At 73.6% G+C, this 16,629-nt stretch carries 18 protein-coding genes; 10 read left to right on the top strand and 8 right to left on the bottom strand.

From position 1 onward, the window contains the following. Nucleotides 1-152 precede the first annotated feature (152 nt). Nucleotides 153-1,430, top strand: a complete 1,278-nt coding sequence (locus tag ABD343_RS00515) for a globin domain-containing protein (RefSeq protein ID WP_344522749.1) — start codon at nucleotides 153-155, stop codon at nucleotides 1,428-1,430. Between the two features lie 31 nt (nucleotides 1,431-1,461). Here ABD343_RS00515 and ABD343_RS00510 read toward each other — a convergent pair whose 3' ends face one another. After that, complete coding sequence (locus ABD343_RS00510) at nucleotides 1,462-2,280, bottom strand: alpha/beta fold hydrolase (protein WP_344522747.1); 819 nt, start codon at nucleotides 2,278-2,280, stop codon at nucleotides 1,462-1,464. A gap of 55 nt (nucleotides 2,281-2,335) precedes the next feature. Between ABD343_RS00510 and ABD343_RS00505 the strand changes: the two genes are divergently transcribed. Both ABD343_RS00505 and ABD343_RS00500 read left to right on the top strand, forming a co-directional pair. Further along, nucleotides 2,336-2,932 (top strand): CGNR zinc finger domain-containing protein, encoded by a 597-nt coding sequence (locus tag ABD343_RS00505; RefSeq protein ID WP_344522745.1) that lies wholly within the window; start codon nucleotides 2,336-2,338, stop codon nucleotides 2,930-2,932. 13 nt (nucleotides 2,933-2,945) lie between these two features. Beyond that, on the top strand, nucleotides 2,946-3,203 hold the full coding sequence (locus ABD343_RS00500) for a hypothetical protein (RefSeq protein WP_344522743.1): 258 nt from the start codon (nucleotides 2,946-2,948) through the stop codon (nucleotides 3,201-3,203). A 46-nt stretch (nucleotides 3,204-3,249) separates the two neighbouring features. Here ABD343_RS00500 and ABD343_RS00495 read toward each other — a convergent pair whose 3' ends face one another. Next, nucleotides 3,250-4,068, bottom strand: a complete 819-nt coding sequence (locus ABD343_RS00495) for a putative protein N(5)-glutamine methyltransferase (RefSeq protein WP_344522741.1) — start codon at nucleotides 4,066-4,068, stop codon at nucleotides 3,250-3,252. Between the two features lie 215 nt (nucleotides 4,069-4,283). On the opposite strand from ABD343_RS00495, the gene ABD343_RS00490 reads away from it, so the two are divergent. Together ABD343_RS00490 and ABD343_RS00485 are read left to right on the top strand one after the other, a co-directional pair. Further along, a complete protein-coding gene (locus tag ABD343_RS00490; RefSeq protein ID WP_344522739.1) occupies nucleotides 4,284-5,195 on the top strand; it encodes a phytanoyl-CoA dioxygenase family protein in 912 nt (303 codons plus the stop codon). A 3-nt stretch (nucleotides 5,196-5,198) separates the two neighbouring features. After that, the gene (locus ABD343_RS00485; RefSeq protein WP_344522737.1) at nucleotides 5,199-6,422 is read left to right on the top strand and encodes an ROK family protein; all 1,224 of its coding nucleotides are present in this window, start codon (nucleotides 5,199-5,201) and stop codon (nucleotides 6,420-6,422) included. Between the two features lie 292 nt (nucleotides 6,423-6,714). On the opposite strand, the gene ABD343_RS00480 is transcribed toward ABD343_RS00485, so the two are convergent. Beyond that, nucleotides 6,715-7,194: a MarR family winged helix-turn-helix transcriptional regulator gene (locus ABD343_RS00480; protein ID WP_344522735.1), complete on the bottom strand. Its 480-nt coding sequence runs from the start codon at nucleotides 7,192-7,194 to the stop codon at nucleotides 6,715-6,717. A 117-nt stretch (nucleotides 7,195-7,311) separates the two neighbouring features. Between ABD343_RS00480 and ABD343_RS00475 the strand changes: the two genes are divergently transcribed. The 3 genes from ABD343_RS00475 to ABD343_RS00465 all read left to right on the top strand — a co-directional run bounded on the left by ABD343_RS00475 (nucleotide 7,312) and on the right by ABD343_RS00465 (nucleotide 9,615). Next, the gene (locus ABD343_RS00475) at nucleotides 7,312-7,866 is read left to right on the top strand and encodes a DoxX family protein (RefSeq protein WP_344522732.1); all 555 of its coding nucleotides are present in this window, start codon (nucleotides 7,312-7,314) and stop codon (nucleotides 7,864-7,866) included. A gap of 35 nt (nucleotides 7,867-7,901) precedes the next feature. After that, on the top strand, nucleotides 7,902-8,669 hold the full coding sequence (locus ABD343_RS00470) for a dioxygenase family protein (RefSeq protein WP_344524302.1): 768 nt from the start codon (nucleotides 7,902-7,904) through the stop codon (nucleotides 8,667-8,669). Between the two features lie 118 nt (nucleotides 8,670-8,787). Then, nucleotides 8,788-9,615, top strand: coding sequence for a Bax inhibitor-1/YccA family protein (locus tag ABD343_RS00465; protein ID WP_344522730.1), 828 nt, complete (start codon nucleotides 8,788-8,790; stop codon nucleotides 9,613-9,615). A gap of 78 nt (nucleotides 9,616-9,693) precedes the next feature. Here the strand turns inward: ABD343_RS00465 and ABD343_RS00460 are convergent, their stop codons facing one another. Continuing rightward, nucleotides 9,694-9,921 carry a DUF4287 domain-containing protein gene (locus ABD343_RS00460; RefSeq protein ID WP_344522728.1) on the bottom strand — a complete coding sequence of 76 codons (228 nt, stop codon included), beginning with the start codon at nucleotides 9,919-9,921 and terminating at the stop codon, nucleotides 9,694-9,696. A 98-nt stretch (nucleotides 9,922-10,019) separates the two neighbouring features. Here ABD343_RS00460 and ABD343_RS00455 point away from each other — a divergent pair, with 98 nt between their 5' ends. Beyond that, nucleotides 10,020-10,346, top strand: a complete 327-nt coding sequence (locus ABD343_RS00455; RefSeq protein WP_344522726.1) for a hypothetical protein — start codon at nucleotides 10,020-10,022, stop codon at nucleotides 10,344-10,346. A gap of 37 nt (nucleotides 10,347-10,383) precedes the next feature. On the opposite strand, the gene ABD343_RS00450 is transcribed toward ABD343_RS00455, so the two are convergent. The 3 genes from ABD343_RS00450 to ABD343_RS00440 form a co-directional block, all read right to left on the bottom strand. Further along, nucleotides 10,384-11,334, bottom strand: coding sequence for a hypothetical protein (locus ABD343_RS00450; RefSeq protein ID WP_344522724.1), 951 nt, complete (start codon nucleotides 11,332-11,334; stop codon nucleotides 10,384-10,386). A 275-nt stretch (nucleotides 11,335-11,609) separates the two neighbouring features. After that, entirely contained in the window at nucleotides 11,610-12,830 is a 1,221-nt protein-coding gene (locus ABD343_RS00445; protein WP_344522722.1) for an acetyl-CoA C-acetyltransferase, read from the bottom strand. A gap of 404 nt (nucleotides 12,831-13,234) precedes the next feature. After that, the gene (locus ABD343_RS00440; RefSeq protein WP_344522720.1) at nucleotides 13,235-14,278 is read right to left on the bottom strand and encodes an SGNH/GDSL hydrolase family protein; all 1,044 of its coding nucleotides are present in this window, start codon (nucleotides 14,276-14,278) and stop codon (nucleotides 13,235-13,237) included. Between the two features lie 237 nt (nucleotides 14,279-14,515). Here ABD343_RS00440 and ABD343_RS00435 point away from each other — a divergent pair, with 237 nt between their 5' ends. Continuing rightward, a complete protein-coding gene (locus tag ABD343_RS00435) occupies nucleotides 14,516-15,904 on the top strand; it encodes a cystathionine beta-synthase (RefSeq protein ID WP_344522718.1) in 1,389 nt (462 codons plus the stop codon). Between the two features lie 233 nt (nucleotides 15,905-16,137). Here the strand turns inward: ABD343_RS00435 and ABD343_RS00430 are convergent, their stop codons facing one another. Beyond that, nucleotides 16,138-16,584 carry a hypothetical protein gene (locus tag ABD343_RS00430; protein WP_344522716.1) on the bottom strand — a complete coding sequence of 149 codons (447 nt, stop codon included), beginning with the start codon at nucleotides 16,582-16,584 and terminating at the stop codon, nucleotides 16,138-16,140. Nucleotides 16,585-16,629: the final 45 nt, after the last annotated feature.

Genomic DNA, 16,629 nt, shown 5'->3' with positions numbered 1-16,629 from the left:
CGAACGTACCGCGCGGGGGAGCGGGGCGGCGGGGCCACCCGGGGCCGTGTCCGGGCGGGGGCCCGGGCGCTTGGTCCCCACTTCCGGGACCTTGGTCCCGGATCGGCCGCCGGAGCCCCTTTCGTCCGGGTCCGCGCTGCTAGACAGGACGCATGCTTTCCGACGAATCGGCCGCGGTGATACGGGCGACGCTGCCCGCCGTCACCGGGGCACTGGACGAGATCACCGCGCGCTTCTACGGCTCGATGTTCGAGGAGCGCCCCGAGTTGCTGGACGGGATGTTCAACCGCGGCAACCAGGCCAGCGGCGCGCAGCGGCAGGCGCTCGCGGGGGCTTTCGCCGCGTTCGCGGGCGCGCTGCTCGCCGACCCGGAGGCCCGCCCCGAGGGCCTGCTGTCGCGGATCGCGCACAAGCACGCCGCCGTCGGGGTCACCGACGACCAGTACACGATCGTCCACAAGTACCTGTTCGCGGCCATCGCCGACGTGCTCGGCGACGCCGTCACGCCGGAGGTGACGGCCGCCTGGGACGAGGTGTACTGGCTGATGGCCGGTGCCCTCATCGCGCGGGAGGCCCGGCTCTATCTGGAGGCGCACGTGCGCCCCGGTCACCCGTGGCGGCAGTGGACGGTCACCGGGCGGCACGAGGAGACCGCCGACACCGTCTCGTTCGTCCTGCGCCCGGCCGACGGCGAACCGGCGCCTCCGGCGCGCGCGGGCCAGTACGTGAGCGTACGGACGCGGATGCCGGACGGCGTCCACCAACTCCGGCAGTACAGCCTCTCCTCGGCGCCCGGCGCGGAGACCCGCCGGATCACCGTCAAGCGGATCGACGGCGAGGTGTCGGGCCTGCTGCACCGCACCGTGCGGCCCGGGGACGAGCTGACGCTCTCCGCGCCGTTCGGGGACGTCGTCCTCGACGACAGCCACCGGCCGCTGGTGCTGGTGTCGGCCGGTATCGGCTGCACGCCCATGGTCGGGATGCTCGAACATCTCGCGGCGCTCGGCTCCGCGCGCCCCGTCACGGTGCTGCACGCCGACGCCTCGCCGCTCACCCACGCGCTGCGCGCCGACACCCACCGGCTGCTCGACGAACTCCCGGGCGCGCGGGCCGCGTTCTGGTACGAGCAGCCCGACGTGGAGCCGGGTGCGGAGCCGGACGCGCTCACCGGGCTGATGGACCTGGCCGCGCCGGGGGCGCCGGAGATCCCGGCTGACGCGAGCGTCTACCTGTGCGGCCCGCTGCCGTTCATGCGCGCCGTACGGGCGCAGGTGCTGCGCGCGGGGGTGCCCGCGCGGCAGGTCCGGTACGAGGTGTTCGGTCCCGACCTCTGGCTCGCGGAGGCGACGGACGTGACGGGGGTGACGGAGGCGGCGGACACGGCGGACGCGACCGCCACGGCGACCGGGGCCGCGGCCGAGGCCGCGTGACCCCGTGACCCCTCCGCGGGGGCGGGCGGGCTCAGGACAGGTGCTCCCGCAGCGCCCCGGCCACCGCCCCCGGCGCGTCCTCCGGCAGGAAGTGCCCCGCGTCCGCGATCACGCGCAGGCGGGCGCCGGTGATCGCGGCGGCCAGCCGGTCGCCGGTGGCGGGCGGCAGCCAGGTGTCCTCGCCGCCCCACAGGACCAGTGAGGGCGCGGTGATCTCCCCGAGCCGCGCCACCACCTCGCGGGTGTCCTCGAAGCCGACGGCCGCGACCTGGTCGAGCCAGCGCCCCTGCCCCTCCGCCCCGCGCCACGGCGCGAGGTAGGCGGCGGCCGCCTCCCCGGACAGGGGCCGGTGCGTGGCCGTACGGAAGCGGGCCGCGATCAGGTCGGCGAAGACGTCGGGCGGCATCGTGCGGTAGACGTCCGCGTGGCGCTGCTGGTGCTCGGTGAACGGGGTGTTCCACGGCCCGAGCACCGCCGCGTCGACGAGCGCGAGGCGCCGCGCCCGTACGCCTTCGACGAGGTGCGCGCGCAGCACGACGCCGCCGCCGATGTCGTGCCCGACGAGCGCGGGCTCCTCCAGTCCCCAGTGCGCGACGAGTTCGGCCAGGGTGCGGGCCTGGCGGGCGATCGAGGGGGCGGTGCCGGGTGCCGCGCGCGAGGCGCCGTAGCCGAGCATGTCCCAGACGTGGACGGTGTGTTCGCGGGCCAGTACGGGCACGACCTCGCGCCACAGGTACGAGGACGCCGGGGTGCCGTGCGTCAGGACCACCGTCGGGCCCTCGCCCGCCACCTGGACGGCGACCTCGCCGCCGGACACGCGTACGCGCGTGCTCTCCGTGCGCACCTTCATGGGTAAACTCTCCTTTCTCCGGTTACCTCCGCGACGACCGTAGCAGGAGTAAGGCTTGAAAACTCTCTTTTCCGATTACAAGGCAGGGGCCGCGCTGGGGACGGACCTCGTCGTCACCGGCCCGCCCGTCAGTGCGAGCGAGCTGCTGGCGGACGAGCCGGCGCTGTCGGACTTCCTCACCCGGCACCGCCTCGCCCCGGACGCGCTCGCCGGCGGGGCGGCGCCCTCGGCGCGGGACCTCGCCTCGGTGCGCGCCCTGCGCGAGGAGGTCGGCGAACTGCTGCGCGCGGAGTCCGAGGAGCGGGTGGCCGAGGGCGCCTCGGCGCTCGTCGCCCGCGCGGGCCGCGGCCCCGTGCTGGACCGCGACGCGGCGGGGGAGTGGCAGTGGTACGTGGCGACGGAGCCCGGCGCCCCGCTCGCCGGGGAGCTGGGGGTCCTGATCGGCACCGGGCTGCTCGGCGCCCTGCGCACGCTCGGCCACGCCCGCTTCCGGGCCTGCGCCTCGCCGGAGTGCGCGGGGCTGTTCGTCGACACGAGCAAGGCCGGGCGCCGTCGCTACTGCGTGCCGGAGGTGTGCGGCAACCGGCTCAATGTCGCCAACTACCGTGCCCGCCAGGCCGGTTCGGCCGGAACGCGGGCCGCCCGCCCTTGACCCGGCTGGTCCAGTGCGCGCCCTGGCCGCGCTCGGCCCGCTGAGCGAGCGGCGCGCGGGCGTCTTCGCGGCGACGGACACCGGGGCGCTGCTCGGCGAAAAGCACCCGGACTCGGTGGCCGTGCTGGTCCGGATGTCCGGCGACCCCACGATGCTGCGCGCCTGGGACCATCTCGGGGGGAGCGTCCGTACGGCGGGCTTCGCCCCTCCCGCGTACGCCGAACTCCCCCCGCCCCTCATGTTCCCCACCATCGAGGCGGCCCCGGGCTGACGGCGAGGGCAAGCCCCTTGAGGCCGCACCCCCCCAAGGCCTTCTCCTAAGGCCGCACCCCCGTGAGGACCGTGGCGCCCCAGTCGTCGTCCGTGGCGACCCGGGGAGTCAGGCCCGCGGAGGCGAGGACGGCCGACGCCGCGTCCGCCTGGCGCCCGCTCGTCTCGACCAGCAGACAGCCGCCCCGGGCCAGCCACTCCGGAGCCCGGGCGGCCACCCGGCGCAGCACGTCGAGGCCGTCGGTGCCGCCGTCGAGGGCGAGGAGCGCCTCGTACTCGCGGGCCTCGGGCGGCAGCAGGGGCACGTCGCCGCTCGGCACGTACGGCACGTTGGCGGCGAGGACGCCCACCCGGCCGCGCAGCGCGCGGGGGAGCGGGTCGAACAGATCGCCCTCGTGGACGTGGCCGCCCGCGGCGGCGAGGTTGCGGCGGGCGCAGCGCACGGCCGCGGGATCGACGTCCGCGGCGTGCAGTTCGGCGCGTGGGCCCAGCGCCGCGGCGAGCGCCGCGCCCACCGCTCCCGTGCCGCAGCACAGGTCGACGACGGCGAGCGGAGGAACGGGCGGCGCCAGCTCCAGGGCCCGGCGGACGAGGAACTCCGTGCGGCGGCGCGGCACGAAGACGCCCGGGTCCACGGCGATCCGCAGCCCGCAGAACTCGGCCCAGCCGAGGACGTGTTCGAGGGGGAGCCCCGAGGCGCGGCGCGCGACCATCGCGTCCAGTTCCTCGGGCGTACGGGCCGTCCCGTACAGCAGCCGGGCCTCGTCCTCGGCGAAGACGCAGCCCGCGGCGCGGAGTCGTCCGACGACGGCCGAGGGGTCCTCGGGAGAGCCGGGCGGGTCGGAGGGGGAGGAAGTGACCGTCATGGGGAGCCTTTCGGAGTGCCGTGGGGCGCTCCCTCCCCGGAGGCGCCGCTACGCGGCGGCGTCGGCCCCGGGGCCATGAGGCGAGAGCACCCTGCCTGACCTGGCGGTAATGGGTCTCACCTCCTTGGCGCGTGCACGATCGGCGTCGGGAAACGGTCACCCTACCCGAGGAGGCGCCGTTGACGGCCCCCCGGGTGTTTGCAACGGTTCCTTGCATGCCCAGGGATCCGATGTACGCGATGGAGAAGCAACTGCCCTTACGGGTGCTGTCGGCCGACGACTGGCGGCACTGGAAGACATGGGGATATGTGCGCGTGCCGCACGCCGTGCCGCTGGAGAAGATCGAGCGGCTCAAGCGCACGCTGTGGGAGTTCACGGGGATGGACCCCGACGACCGGGAGACCTGGTCCGGGACCCGCCCCGACGACCACCCGCTGCCGGAGGTCAACCACAGCGGCATGGTGGAGATCTACCAGCACCAGCACCTGTGGGACATCCGCGAGGAGCCCCGGATCTACGACACGTTCGTCGACATCTGGGACCGCGAGGACCTGTGGGTCGCGCTGGACCGGGCGAACGTGAATCCGCCCAACAAGGGCGACCGCGCCTTCGACGGCTTCATCCACTGGGACATCGACACCTCCCTCGACCCGCTGCCGTTCGAGGTGCAGGGCGTCGTCTCCCTCGTCGACACGGGCCCGGAGATCGGCGGCACCCAGGCGTACCCCAGGCTCTACCGCGACTTCTCCGCGTGGGCCGCGCGCCAGCCCGCCGACCGCGACCCGTGGAAGCCGGACACCACGGGGCTGGGCGAGCCCGAGCTGCTGCCGACGAACGCGGGCGACCTGCTGGTCTTCAACAGTCTGCTGCCGCACGGCGTCCGCCCCAACACCACCGAGGACCGGGTGCGGATGGCGCAGTACGTGACGATGTTCCCCGCCGAGGAGCAGGACGCGGAGCAGGTCAAGCACCGGCTCACGGTCTGGCGGGACCGCACGCCGCCCAAGCCGGTCTTCCCCGGCGACCCGCGCGGCAGGGAGCGGGAGTATCCGCCGCCGGTTCTCAGCGAGTTCGGGGAGAAGCTGCTCGGGGCGCGCTCCTGGGCCACGGGGGAACGGGTCGGGTAGCCCATGGGGCCCGGGCCGGACACGTCCTCGCGGCCGTCGCTCTCGTTCGTCTCGCCCGCCGAGACGGGCCGGATCAACCGCGCGCGGCTGCTGCGCCTGCTCTACGCGCACGGGCCGCTCTCCCGTTCCGAGCTGGCCCGGCTGCTGGGCGCGCAGCGCGCGGTCGTCGGCGCGGTCGCGCAGCCCCTGATCGAGGAGGGGCTGCTCGCGGAGGGTGCCCCGCGCCCCAGCGGGCCGGGCGGCGGCCGGGGCGGGCGCCCCCTCTGGTTCGCGGAGGACAGCGCGCCGATAGGGGCCGTGCACCTGATGCCGGGCTCGGTGCGCGCGGCGGTCATCGGCGCCGGAGGCGCCGTACGGGCCTCGGCGTCCCGCGTGCTGGCGCCGGGGACGGGCCCCGGCGTGGTGCTGGACGAGGTCGAGGGCGCGCTGCGGGACGCGCGGGCGCGGCTGCCCGGCGGGCGCGGCGGCGCGGTTCCGCCGCGCGGCGTGGGCGTGGCCGTCGGCGGGATGGTGGACACGGAGACGGGCGGCATCGTCCATGTCGAACTCGCCCCGCAGTGGGACGGGCTGGCCCTCGGCCCCCGCCTCCAGGAGCGGCTGGGCCTGCCCGTCCTGATCGACCTCCACCCGCGCGCGCAGGCGCTGGGCGACCTGTGGTTCGGGGAGGGGCGCGGCCTCTCCTCGTTCGCCTCGGTCTACGTCCGCGAGGCGATCGGCGTCGGCTTCGTCACCCACGGCACCCTGCACCGGGGCTCGCGGGGCGCCGGGGGCGAGATCGGGCACACGGTGCTCGACGCCGGGGGCGCGCTGTGCCGCTGCGGCCGGCGCGGCTGCTGGGACACCCTGGCGACGGTGCGCTGGCTGCGCGCCCGCGCGGAGGGGCTCGGCCTGCCGGACGCCGCCACGCTGACGAGCGCGGCGCTCGCCGAGCGCGCGGACGCGGGGGACCGGCGCGCGGCGGGGCTGCTGCGCGAGTACGCGGAGAACCTCGCCCTCGGGCTCGCCGTCGTCTGGCAGCTCCTCGCGCCGGAGGCGGTGCTGCTGCACGGTGACCCCGTCGGGGCGGGCCGTCCCCTCCGCGAGGCCGTCGAGGAGGCCCTCACCCCCCTCGTCCTGCCGCACCCGGGCATACGGCCCTCGGTCGTGCTGGCCCCGTGGGACGAGTCGGACACCCTGCGCGGCGCCGCCTGCCTGATCCTCGCCGACATGCTCCGCTTCACGGTGTGAAAGAGCCGTACCCGACGGGGCGCGGGGCTGTGCGCCCGGCCATGACGTCGGGGCTTGCCCCATAAGGGGCGCGGGGCTGTGTTCGATGTGCGGCTCCGCCGCGTGGGCGCGCCGGGTCACGACACGTCGGGGCCTGCCCCGTCAGGGGCGCGGGGAACTGCGCGCCCAGCCACGGCGCGGCGGCAGCCCGCGAAGCACGGCCCGGGGCACCCCGAACCCGGCCCGTTCGCCGGGGCACCCGGCGTGGGGGGGGCTGCGCTTGCCAGCGAGGGGCTGTGGTCCCGAGGCTCGGTCAGCCCGAGGGGCGGAGCCTCGCTCCTACGCGGCCGAGGCCCTTCGCCAGAACGGCCAGTTCCTCGGCGTCCAGGACGTCGATCAACGCTTCCCGTACCGCCGTGACGTGGCCCGGCGCCGCGTCACGGAGCGCGGCGCGGCCCTCGGCGGTGAGGACGGCTAGGACGCCGCGTACGTCCGTCGGACAGGAACGGCGGGTGACGAGGCCCCGCTTCTCCAACTGGCCGACCTGGTACGTCAGTCCGCTCTTGGTGGTGAAGAGGCCCTCCGCCAGCTCCGTCATCCGGATCTCGCCGTCCGGCGCCCCGGAGAGCCTGACGAGGATCTCGTACTGGGCGTGGGAGAGCCCCGCCTCGTCCTTGAGCTGCTGCTCCACATGCCGGGCGACGCGGCTGGTGGCCTCCAGGAAGCCGTGCCACGCCGCCATCTCCTGCTCGTCGAGCCACCGGGGGGCCGGGGAATCCGGGGTCTGCGCCATGGATCCATCCTACGAAGTTGTTCAAATTCGAACCTGCGGGTACGGTCCACTGTAGTTCGAATTTGAACTATGTGTCCCATGCAACAGTCCCACACCTCGACGTAGGAGGCTCCGCTCATGTCGTCCCCCCACGCCACCCTCACCTCCACCCCCGAATCGGCGCCCACGGCCACCGCCACCGCCGCCGCCCCCCGGCTCCCGTACGACACCGGGCTGCTCGTGCTGCGGCTCGTGCTCGGGGTGACCCTCGCCGCGCACGGCTCGCAGAAGCTCTTCGGCTGGTTCGACGGGGGAGGGCTGGACGGGACCGCGCAGTTCTTCGAGTCCGTCGGCTACCCCTCCGGCAAGCTCATGGCCGTCGTCGCCGGGCTCTCCGAGACCCTGGGCGGCCTCGGGCTCGCGCTCGGGCTGCTGACGCCGCTCGCCGGTGCCGCGGTCGTCGGCACGATGCTCAACGTGGTCGCCGTGGACTGGGAGAAGGGCTTCTTCGGCGGCATCGAGTACCCGCTCGTGCTGGCCGCCGGTGCCGCCGCGCTCGCCCTCGCCGGTCCTGGCCGCTGGGCCGCCGACCGCGCGCTCCCCGTCCTGCGCGACCACCGCCTCGCGTACGGCGCCGCCGCCGTCGTGCTCGGCGCGGCCGTCGCGGGCGCCGTCCTGCTCGTCCGCTCGTGACGGCCGGCCAGGGCGGCGCCCCCGCGCCGGCGCGGATGCCCGTGCTGTACCTCAGCCACGGGGCGCCGCCGCTGGCCGACGACGCGCTGTGGACGCGGCAGCTCGCGGAGTGGTCCGCGGGCCTGCCGCGCCCCCGCGCGGTCCTCATGGTCTCCGCGCACTGGGAGTCCGCGCCGGTCACCCTCTCCGCGACCCGCACCGTCCCTCTTGTGTACGACTTCGGGGGCTTCCCCGAGCGCTACTACCGGGTGACGTACGCCGCGCCGGGCGCCCCCGCGCTCGCCGCGCGCGTCCGGGGGCTGCTCGGCGGCGCCGGGCTCCCCGTCCACGACGCCCCGGAGCGCGGCCTGGACCACGGGGCGTACGTCCCGCTCGTCGAGATGTACCCGGAGGCCGACGTCCCCGTCCTCCAGCTCTCGATGCCCACGCTCGACCCCGCGCGGCTGATGGCGCTCGGCCGGGCGCTGGCGCCGCTGCGCGACGAGGGGTACCTGATCGTCGGCAGCGGCTTCTTCACCCACAACCTCCGGGGCCTCACCTGGGGCGCCGGGGCCGACGAGGCGCCCGCCTGGTCGCGGGAGTTCGACGCGTGGGGGCGGGAGGCGCTGGACGGGCAGGACCTCGACGCGCTGCTCGACTTCACCCGTAAGGCGCCCGCGGGACGGATCGCCCATCCCCGTACGGAGCACTTCGCCCCGCTCTTCGTCACGCTCGGTGCCGGGGAGGACGACCTGTCCGCGCAGCGCACGGTGATCGACGGTTTCTGGAACGGCCTGGCCAAGCGCTCCGTGCAGCTCGGCTAGACACCGCGGGGGAACAAAGACATCACTTTCGCTCGTTGTGACTCTGCACTAGCGTGCTGTTTTTACTTACGCATTACGCTGGACGCGAGGCCGCGCAGTGTGGCCATGGAGGAGTGAGATGAGGAGCAGCAACCCGGTCTTCTCGCGTCGGGGGTTCAGCCGCGACGGTGGCTATGCCGGTTTCCAGACCCAGCAGCAGCCGCCGCAGGCCGGGAACCCGTACGCGACGAACCCGTACGCCCAGCAGACCCAGACCCAGCCGACGCAGCCCCCCGCCCCGCCGCAGGCCGGGCGCATGACGATGGACGACGTCGTCTCCCGCACGGGGATGACGGTCGGCCTGGTGATCGTCGCCGCCGCGGCGGCCTGGATCACGGACCTGTCGCTCGGGCCCGCCATCGGCGCCGCGCTCATCGCGATGGTGCTGTCGCTCGTGCAGGCCTTCAAGCGCAAGCCGGTCCCCGCGCTGATCCTGGCGTACGCGGTCTTCGAGGGCCTCTTCCTCGGCGCGATCAGCAACTACGTCAACGGGTATGTGAACGGCGCCGCGATGCAGGCGGTGCTCGGCACCATGGCCGTCTTCGCCGCGGTCCTGGTGATGTACAAGACGCGGATCATCCGCGTCACCCAGCGGTTCTACCGCTTCGTGATGGCCGCCGCGATCGGCTTCATCCTGCTGATGGGGGTGAACCTGCTGTTCGCCGCCTTCGGTGGCGGTGACGGCCTGGGCTTCCGCAGCGGTGGTCTCGGCATCCTCTTCGGCGTCGTCGGCATCGTGCTCGGCGCGCTGTTCCTGGCGCTCGACTTCAAGCAGGTCGAGGACGGCATCGCGTACGGGGCGCCGCGCGAGGAGGCCTGGATGGCCGCCTTCGGCCTGACGCTGACGCTCGTGTGGATCTATCTGGAGTTCCTGCGTCTGATCGCCATCCTCCAGGGCGACAACTAGCGCTAGCGGACGTAGAAGAGACGAAGGGCCCGGAGGCGTTGCCTCCGGGCCCTCTCGCGTCTGCTGTCGGGGTGTGGCTCAAAGATTGCGCGCGGCGCGCCTCAGGTCGTGCTCGTGGATGATCGCTTTCGCGTGGCCGTAGGCGAGGTTGTGCTCGCCGCGGAGCCAGCTCACCTTCTCCTCGAAGCGGAAGAGAGCGGGGCCTTCGTCGACTGTGCGGAGCCAGTCGGAGACTTCACGACCGGTGCAGTGGGGGATCCGCGAGAGCAGGTTCCGGTGGGTCTCTTCGGAGAAGATTTGGGACATCGGCGCCTCCGGACGCGTTCTTAGTGAGTCCTTGACGCCACGTTGCCTGAGCGTTGGGGCGTTGGCAACAGTCGGAGAGCGGCGCATAGGCTTGACCGGTGCCCGATACGACTCCGCTGATCACCGCCGCCGACCGGCTCGCCGACCGTCTGCGGGCGCTTCCGCAGAGCGCCCTGCGACGGGGCGCGGCGGCCGAGGGGCTCGCTCTGGCCAGGGAGTTGGTGCTGCGTGCCCAGCGTCTGGAGGCCCCGGGCGAGGTCCCCCGCGTGCTGCCCGACGCGGGCCTCTTCGCGACCGGTGACCAACTTGCTGTCGCCGCGAACGATTTCGTGGAGGCGCTCGCCCTGGCCCCGCCCGCCGAGCGCGAGGATCACCTGAAAGAGGCCCTCGCTCTGGTGAGGGCGGCGGCTCAGCGCATCGGCTGACGCGCGCCGCCCCGCGTGCCGTTCCGGTGCCTCGGGGTCAGAGCGAGGCGATGACGCGGTCGGCCAGCAGATAGGCCGTCTCGCCGTTCGGCAGGCCGAAGGTGAGCGCGTAGGAGCCCGCGATGCCCGAGCCGCCCATGAGGACCGGCGGTTCGCCGAGCCGGAGCGCGTCGGAGAGCGCCTCGCTCGTGGCGCGGTGGCCGGGCGAGAGGCAGACCGTCGTGCCGTCCTCGAAGACGTAGACGTCCAGCGTGCCCAGCGGTCCGGGGCGGACGTCCGCCAGCGGCGTACGCGCGCCCGCGAGCGCGGCGAGGCGCTCCACCGTCCGCTCATGGTCGGCGACGGTCGGTGCCGAGGACGGCGCGGGTGCGGGGACGACGGGCTCGCCGTTGAGGTTGAAGTCCGGGTGCGAGGGGTGGCGGCGGCGGGCGGCGGCCAGGCCCGGGGACTCGGTCCCGGGCTCGGGGGCCTCCGGCTCGGGGGCGGCGGTCCCGGCCTCCGGCGCGGCGAGCGCCTCCCACGCGCCCTCCCGGGCCTCGTCCCAGACCTCGCCCCAGGCCTCGACGTCCGCGTCGTCCGGGCCCTCCTGGGGCTGGCGGGGGATGAACAGCTCGCCCTCGTACGCCTCCAGCAGCTCGTCGAGCTGGTCGGCGAGGTCGCCGTCCGCGATCTCGTACTCGGTGCCGTGGCCCGCCAGCAGCGTGCCGTTCTCCGGGGCCGCGTCGCGCGCCTCCTGCGCGGCCCAGAAGGCCCGCGCCTCGGCGAGTTCGCGCTCGCGCTCCTCGGCGAGGGCGTCCGCGACGGCGGAACGGATCTCGTCGGCGGAAGCGCCGTTGCGCGCCTGGGGCACCGCACCGGCGACCCGCGCGGCCTCCGCGCGCAGCTCGGTCAACTGGCGCCGCAGACCGAGCGCGGTGCACAGCGCCGCGGCGCCGAGGGCCGTGGCCAAGGCCGCGGCGCACAGCAGGATGAGGGATATGGCGCTCACTGACGTACTCCCGATTCCGGTTCGATCCCCCTGAATTCCTACAACAGCGTTACGTCGAACGCCTCTCGACCGTAGTGCAAAACGTCCCCAAAGGGGCGGTTGAAAAGTACGTGCTCACTGGTGTAGACCTCTATGACCTGCGAGAATGCCGCGCCCCCAGGGCGTATATCACATCCTGGGGGCGCTTTTGTCTCATTGACGTCTCGCCGTCGCGGGAGCACCGCGAAGTGACCCGCGACACAGATTCCGGCCCGCCGGGAGCCGGTCGGCTCGGCTCAGCTCAGGCGTTCCAGGACCATCGCCATGCCCTGGCCCCCGCCCACGCACATCGTCTCCAGCGCGAACTGCTTGTCGTGCCACTGGAGCGAGTTGAGCAGGGTGGTGGTGATACGGGCGCCCGTCATGCCGAAGGGGTGGCCTACGGCGATGGCGCCGCCGTTGACGTTGAGCTTGTCCAGGTCGATGCCCAGGTCCCGGTAGGAGGGGATGACCTGCGCCGCGAACGCCTCGTTGATCTCCACCAGGTCGATGTCGCCGATCGTCATCCCGGCGCGGGCCAGCGCCTGGTTGCTCGCCTCGACCGGGCCGTAGCCCATGATCTCGGGGGAGAGCGCGGAGACGCCGGTGGAGACGATGCGGGCCAGCGGGGTCAGGCCCAGCTCGCGCGCCTTGGTGTCGGACATGATCACGAGCGCCGCCGCGCCGTCGTTGAGCGGGCAGCAGTTGCCCGCCGTCACCAGGCCGTCGGGGCGGAAGACGGGCTTCAGGCCCTCGACGCCCTCCAGCGTGACGCCCGCGCGCGGGCCGTCGTCCTTGCCGACGACCGTCCCGTCGGGGGTCGTCACGGGCGTGATCTCGCGCTCCCAGAAGCCGTCCGCGATGGCCTTCTCCGCGAGGTTCTGCGAACGTACGCCGAACTCGTCCATGTCGCGGCGCGTGACGCCCTTGTGGCGGGCGAGGTTCTCCGCGGTCTGGCCCATCGCGATGTAGACGTCCGGCACCTTGCCGTCCTCGCGCGGGTCGGTCCAGCCCTCGCCGCCGTGCTCGGCGCGGTGCGCGGTGCGGGCCTCGGCGTCCGCGAAGAGCGGGTTGTGGGTCTCGGGCATCCCGTCCGAGGAGCCCTTCACCGAACGGGAGACCGCCTCGACACCGGCCGAGATGAAGACGTCGCCCTCGCCCGCCTTGATCGCGTGCATCGCCATACGGGTCGTCTGGAGGGACGAGGAGCAGTACCGGGTGATCGTGCAGCCCGGCAGATGGTCCATGCCCATCTGCACGGCGACGACGCGGCCCAGGTTGTGGCCCTGCTCGCCGCCGGGGAGGCCGCAGCCGAGCATCAGGTCGTCGATGTCGGTGGGGTCCAGCGCGGGGACCTTGTCCAGGGCGGCCTTGATGATCCCGGCGGTCAGGTCGTCAGGGCGCACGTCCTTGAGGGAGCCCTTGAAGGCCCGGCCGATGGGGGATCGGGCGGCGGACACGATCACTGCTTCGGGCATCACGGCTCCTCGTGGGTTGCGGTTCCTGTGCGGGAAGCTACCCGTACGTAGCGCGGAGGTCACGGTTCCGCCCCTGTGACGCGGACCTCTTTCTAAGCGCCCGCTTGCCTCCCAGCGGAGTGCCGGGCACCCCTGCTTCTCCCTCGACCCCACTGTGCTTGGGAAGTCTGCCACTGGGGATGCCCCCTGCTCGAAGAGCTTGGGGGAGCAGGGTTGGCAAGCGCAGCCCACTTCGCCGGGTGCCCCGGCGAAAGAGCCGGGTTCGGGGTGCCCCGGGCTGTGCTTCGCGGGGCGCGCCCGCGTCGTGGCTTGTCGCGCAGTTCCCCGCGCCCCTGAAGGGGCAATCACCGATGTGACGCGACCGGGCGCGCCCCTGAGGGGGCACCCTCTTGTGGTGGCGGGCTCTACAGCGTGTCCGCGTCGGCTTCTTGTCGGGGGGGTCTTTCGGAGGGGGTGGCCTCCTCCGCGGGAGGCAGCCGGCGCCGCCGACGGTGCTTGAGGAGGGCCCAGGGGCCGCGGATCGCGGTGACCTCCGTGCCGCCCTCGGCCGCCGCCTCCGCCGCCGCGCGGGCGACCGGGAGGATGCCCTCGCGGCGCGCCGTGTCCGGGCGCTCGTCCTCCGTCGGCCACATGCCCATCACCGCGCACAGCGTGGGCAGGACGGCCATCGCCGCCGTCGCGTAGCCCTCCGCCGACGGGTGGTAGTTGTCGGGGCCGAACAGCTCGCGAGGGTTCGCCGCGAACTCCGGGCCGAGCAGATCGCCCAGCGAGACCGTACGGCCGCCCTCCTCGACGACCGCGATCGTCTGCGCCGCCGCGAGCTGGCGGCTCAGCCGGCGCGCGATCCAGCGCAGCGGCTGCCCCACGGGCTCGATTGTGCCGAGGTCGGGGCAGGTGCACACGACCACCTCGCAGCCCGCCGTCCGCAGCCGGGCCACCGCGTCCGACAGGTGGCGGACGGAGCGCGCGGGCGGCATCCGGTGGGTGACATCGTTCGCACCGATCATGATCGTGCACGCGTCGGGCGCGGGGCCCTCGCTCAGCAGCACCGTCACCTGGCGTTCCAGGTCGTCGGACTGGGCGCCCGGCACGGCCACGTTCCGCAGGGCGACCGGGCGCTCGGCGACGGCGGCCAGCGCGGAGGCCAGCAGCGCGCCCGGCGTCTGACGGGGGCGGTGCACGCCCTGTCCGGCGGCCGTCGAATCGCCCAGCAGTGCGAGCCGGAGCGGGCGCCCCGAGTGCAGCCGGGCGAAGGTGGAGCCGTAGAGGCCGTCGGCCAGGGGCGGCTGGTCCGCCGAGCCGCCGACCTTACGCTTCGCGAGCTGGACCTCGGCGAAGAGCAGGCCGACCGTCGCCCCGCCGAGCAGCCCGATTCCGCCGCCGCCGTAAGCTGCGGCTGTCGCGATACGCCGCGCGACCCGCGCGGTCGACGCCTTCGACATCGGCATTGTGGTGATTCCGCCTCCTGTGCGTCCGGGTGCGTCCGTGTGTGACGCGATGATGTTCCTGGGGGGTGCGCCTGACTTGCTCCCTTAAGACTGTGTTGCCCCGCGCGGCCCGGCGCGCAACGCGCCCCCGGTGTGCGCGTGTTGCCCAATATGGTGGGGGTCCCCTTCAGCTCGTATGAGCCAGGGGGCCCACGGGTGCGCAACAGCGCAGCCCTCTCACGACGCGCGGAGACCACGGTGCAGTATCACGAGTCGATGATCGAGCTTGTCGGCAACACCCCGCTGCTCAAGCTGAACAATGTGACGGCCGGAATCCAGGCCACCGTTCTGGCGAAGGTCGAGTACTTCAATCCCGGCGGATCCGTGAAGGACCGGATCGCGCTGCGGATGATCGAGGCGGCCGAGGAGTCGGGCGAGCTGCGCCCCGGGGGCGTCATCGTGGAGCCGACCTCGGGCAACACGGGCGTGGGGCTCGCGATCGTGGCCCAGCAGAAGGGCTACCGCTGCATCTTCGTCTGCCCCGACAAGGTGTCCACGGACAAGATCAACGTGCTGCGCGCGTACGGTGCCGAGGTCGTGGTCTGCCCGACCGCCGTCGACCCGGAGCACCCGGACTCCTACTACAACGTCTCCGACCGCCTCGTGCGCGAGACCCCGAACGCCTGGAAGCCCGACCAGTACAGCAACGCGAACAACCCCCGCTCCCACTACGAGACGACCGGGCCCGAGCTGTGGGAGCAGACCGGCGGGCGTATCACGCACTTCGTGGCGGGCATCGGCACGGGCGGCACGATCAGCGGTACCGGGCGCTATCTGAAGGAGGTCAGCGACGGCTGCGTGCAGATCGTCGGCGCCGACCCGGAGGGCTCGGTCTACTCGGGCGGCTCGGGGCGCCCGTACCTCGTGGAGGGCGTCGGCGAGGACTTCTGGCCCGAGGCGTACGACCGCGGGGTCACGGACGAGATCGTCGCCGTCTCCGACAAGGACTCGTTCCAGATGACGCGGCGGCTCGCCAAGGAGGAGGGGCTGCTGGTGGGCGGCTCCTGCGGGATGGCGGTCGTCGGCGCGCTGGAGGTCGCGCGGCGGCTCGGCCCGGACGACGTGGTCGTCGTGCTGCTCCCGGACAGCGGGCGCGGCTACCTCAGCAAGATCTTCAACGACGAGTGGATGAACGACTACGGCTTCCTGGAGGAGGGCGGCCCCACCGTCGCCCGCGTCGGGGACGTGCTGCGGCACAAGGACGGCCCGATCCCCAGCCTCGTCCACATGCATCCGGAGGAGACGGTCGGCGAGGCGGTCGAGGTGCTGCGCGAGTACGGCGTCTCGCAGATGCCCGTCGTCAAGCGGGGAGCCGGGCACCCGGACGTGATGGCGGCCGAGGTCATCGGCTCGGTGGTGGAGAGCGAGCTGCTGGACGCGCTGTTCGCGCAGCGGGCCTCGCTGAGCGACCGGCTGGAGAAGCACATGAGCGCGCCCCTGCCGCACGTGGGTTCGGGCGAGACGGTGGCCGATCTGATGGCCGTGCTGGAGGGCTCCGCCGCGGTGATCGTCCTCGCCGAGGGCAAGCCGTCCGGGGTGCTCAGCAGGCAGGACCTGCTGGCGTTCCTCGCGAGCGGGGTGAAGTAGGGGAAGCGGGTGAAGTGGTGAAGTAGGGGGAACGGCGCCTTCGCGGTCCGCGCGTCAGGGGTGCGTCAAGTGTCACCCGGCCGCAAAGCGCGGTTAACACCCGTCCCGCACAGTGGAGGCTGTCGGCGTCACGGTTTCCCGGAGCGGCTCCCGGACCGGTGATGACGCCCCGCGGGGACCGCCGTCGTCCCGCCCCTGAGCGCTCGCGCGCCGGGGTGCGGCGGTCCCCGCCCCTACTCCCACTCGCTGGTCTGCGACGAGCGCCGCTCCGAACCGCGGCCCCAGGGGAACCAGGAGCGGCTCGCCTGGAGCGCGTTGACCGCGACGATGCCGACCCAGCAGGAGATCAGGCCGGACAGCCCCGCGTTCACCGCGGCGATGGCGGACAGCGGGATCGCCAGCACCAGCGAGGCCACCGCGAGGCCCAGCCGGGCGCCGAGCCCGTCCGGGTACGACTGGGTGTGGCTGCCCTGTTGCGGCCGGGCGGTGCCGCGCGCCACCACCATCTGCTGCTCGGCGAGCTGACGGCGGACGCGCTTGTCGACCACGCCGTCGAGACGCTGTTCGACCTTGTCCAGGAAGGAGTCGATCAGCTCGTCCTCGTACTCGGGGCCCAGCTCCCGGCGGGTCGCCAGGGTGGCGTCGAGTTCCTTCTTCAGCTCAGGGTCGGAGGCGCTCATAGCGGTCAGATTACGACGGGGCGCCGGGCGGGACAGTGGGGCTAG

Origin of the sequence: Streptomyces albiaxialis, from assembly GCF_039530985.1 — a bacterium.
Taxonomy (GTDB): Bacteria; Actinomycetota; Actinomycetes; order Streptomycetales; family Streptomycetaceae; genus Streptomyces; species Streptomyces albiaxialis.
Note: the sequence above shows the minus strand (reverse complement) of the source record. Positions and strands in the feature narration are given on the sequence as shown.

Bases quoted from the DNA above. Each gene is read 5' to 3' on its own strand.
- ABD343_RS00515 (WP_344522749.1), top strand. From the start codon at position 153: ATGCTTTCCGACGAATCGGCCGCGGTGATACGGGCGACGCTGCCCGCC.
- ABD343_RS00510 (WP_344522747.1), bottom strand. From the start codon at position 2,280: ATGAAGGTGCGCACGGAGAGCACGCGCGTACGCGTGTCCGGCGGCGAG.
- ABD343_RS00495 (WP_344522741.1), bottom strand. From the start codon at position 4,068: ATGACGGTCACTTCCTCCCCCTCCGACCCGCCCGGCTCTCCCGAGGAC.
- ABD343_RS00490 (WP_344522739.1), top strand. From the start codon at position 4,284: ATGCCCAGGGATCCGATGTACGCGATGGAGAAGCAACTGCCCTTACGG.
- ABD343_RS00485 (WP_344522737.1), top strand. From the start codon at position 5,199: ATGGGGCCCGGGCCGGACACGTCCTCGCGGCCGTCGCTCTCGTTCGTC.
- ABD343_RS00480 (WP_344522735.1), bottom strand. From the start codon at position 7,194: ATGGCGCAGACCCCGGATTCCCCGGCCCCCCGGTGGCTCGACGAGCAG.
- ABD343_RS00475 (WP_344522732.1), top strand. From the start codon at position 7,312: ATGTCGTCCCCCCACGCCACCCTCACCTCCACCCCCGAATCGGCGCCC.
- ABD343_RS00470 (WP_344524302.1), top strand. From the start codon at position 7,902: ATGCCCGTGCTGTACCTCAGCCACGGGGCGCCGCCGCTGGCCGACGAC.
- ABD343_RS00465 (WP_344522730.1), top strand. From the start codon at position 8,788: ATGAGGAGCAGCAACCCGGTCTTCTCGCGTCGGGGGTTCAGCCGCGAC.
- ABD343_RS00460 (WP_344522728.1), bottom strand. From the start codon at position 9,921: ATGTCCCAAATCTTCTCCGAAGAGACCCACCGGAACCTGCTCTCGCGG.
- ABD343_RS00445 (WP_344522722.1), bottom strand. From the start codon at position 12,830: ATGCCCGAAGCAGTGATCGTGTCCGCCGCCCGATCCCCCATCGGCCGG.
- ABD343_RS00440 (WP_344522720.1), bottom strand. From the start codon at position 14,278: ATGCCGATGTCGAAGGCGTCGACCGCGCGGGTCGCGCGGCGTATCGCG.
- ABD343_RS00430 (WP_344522716.1), bottom strand. From the start codon at position 16,584: ATGAGCGCCTCCGACCCTGAGCTGAAGAAGGAACTCGACGCCACCCTG.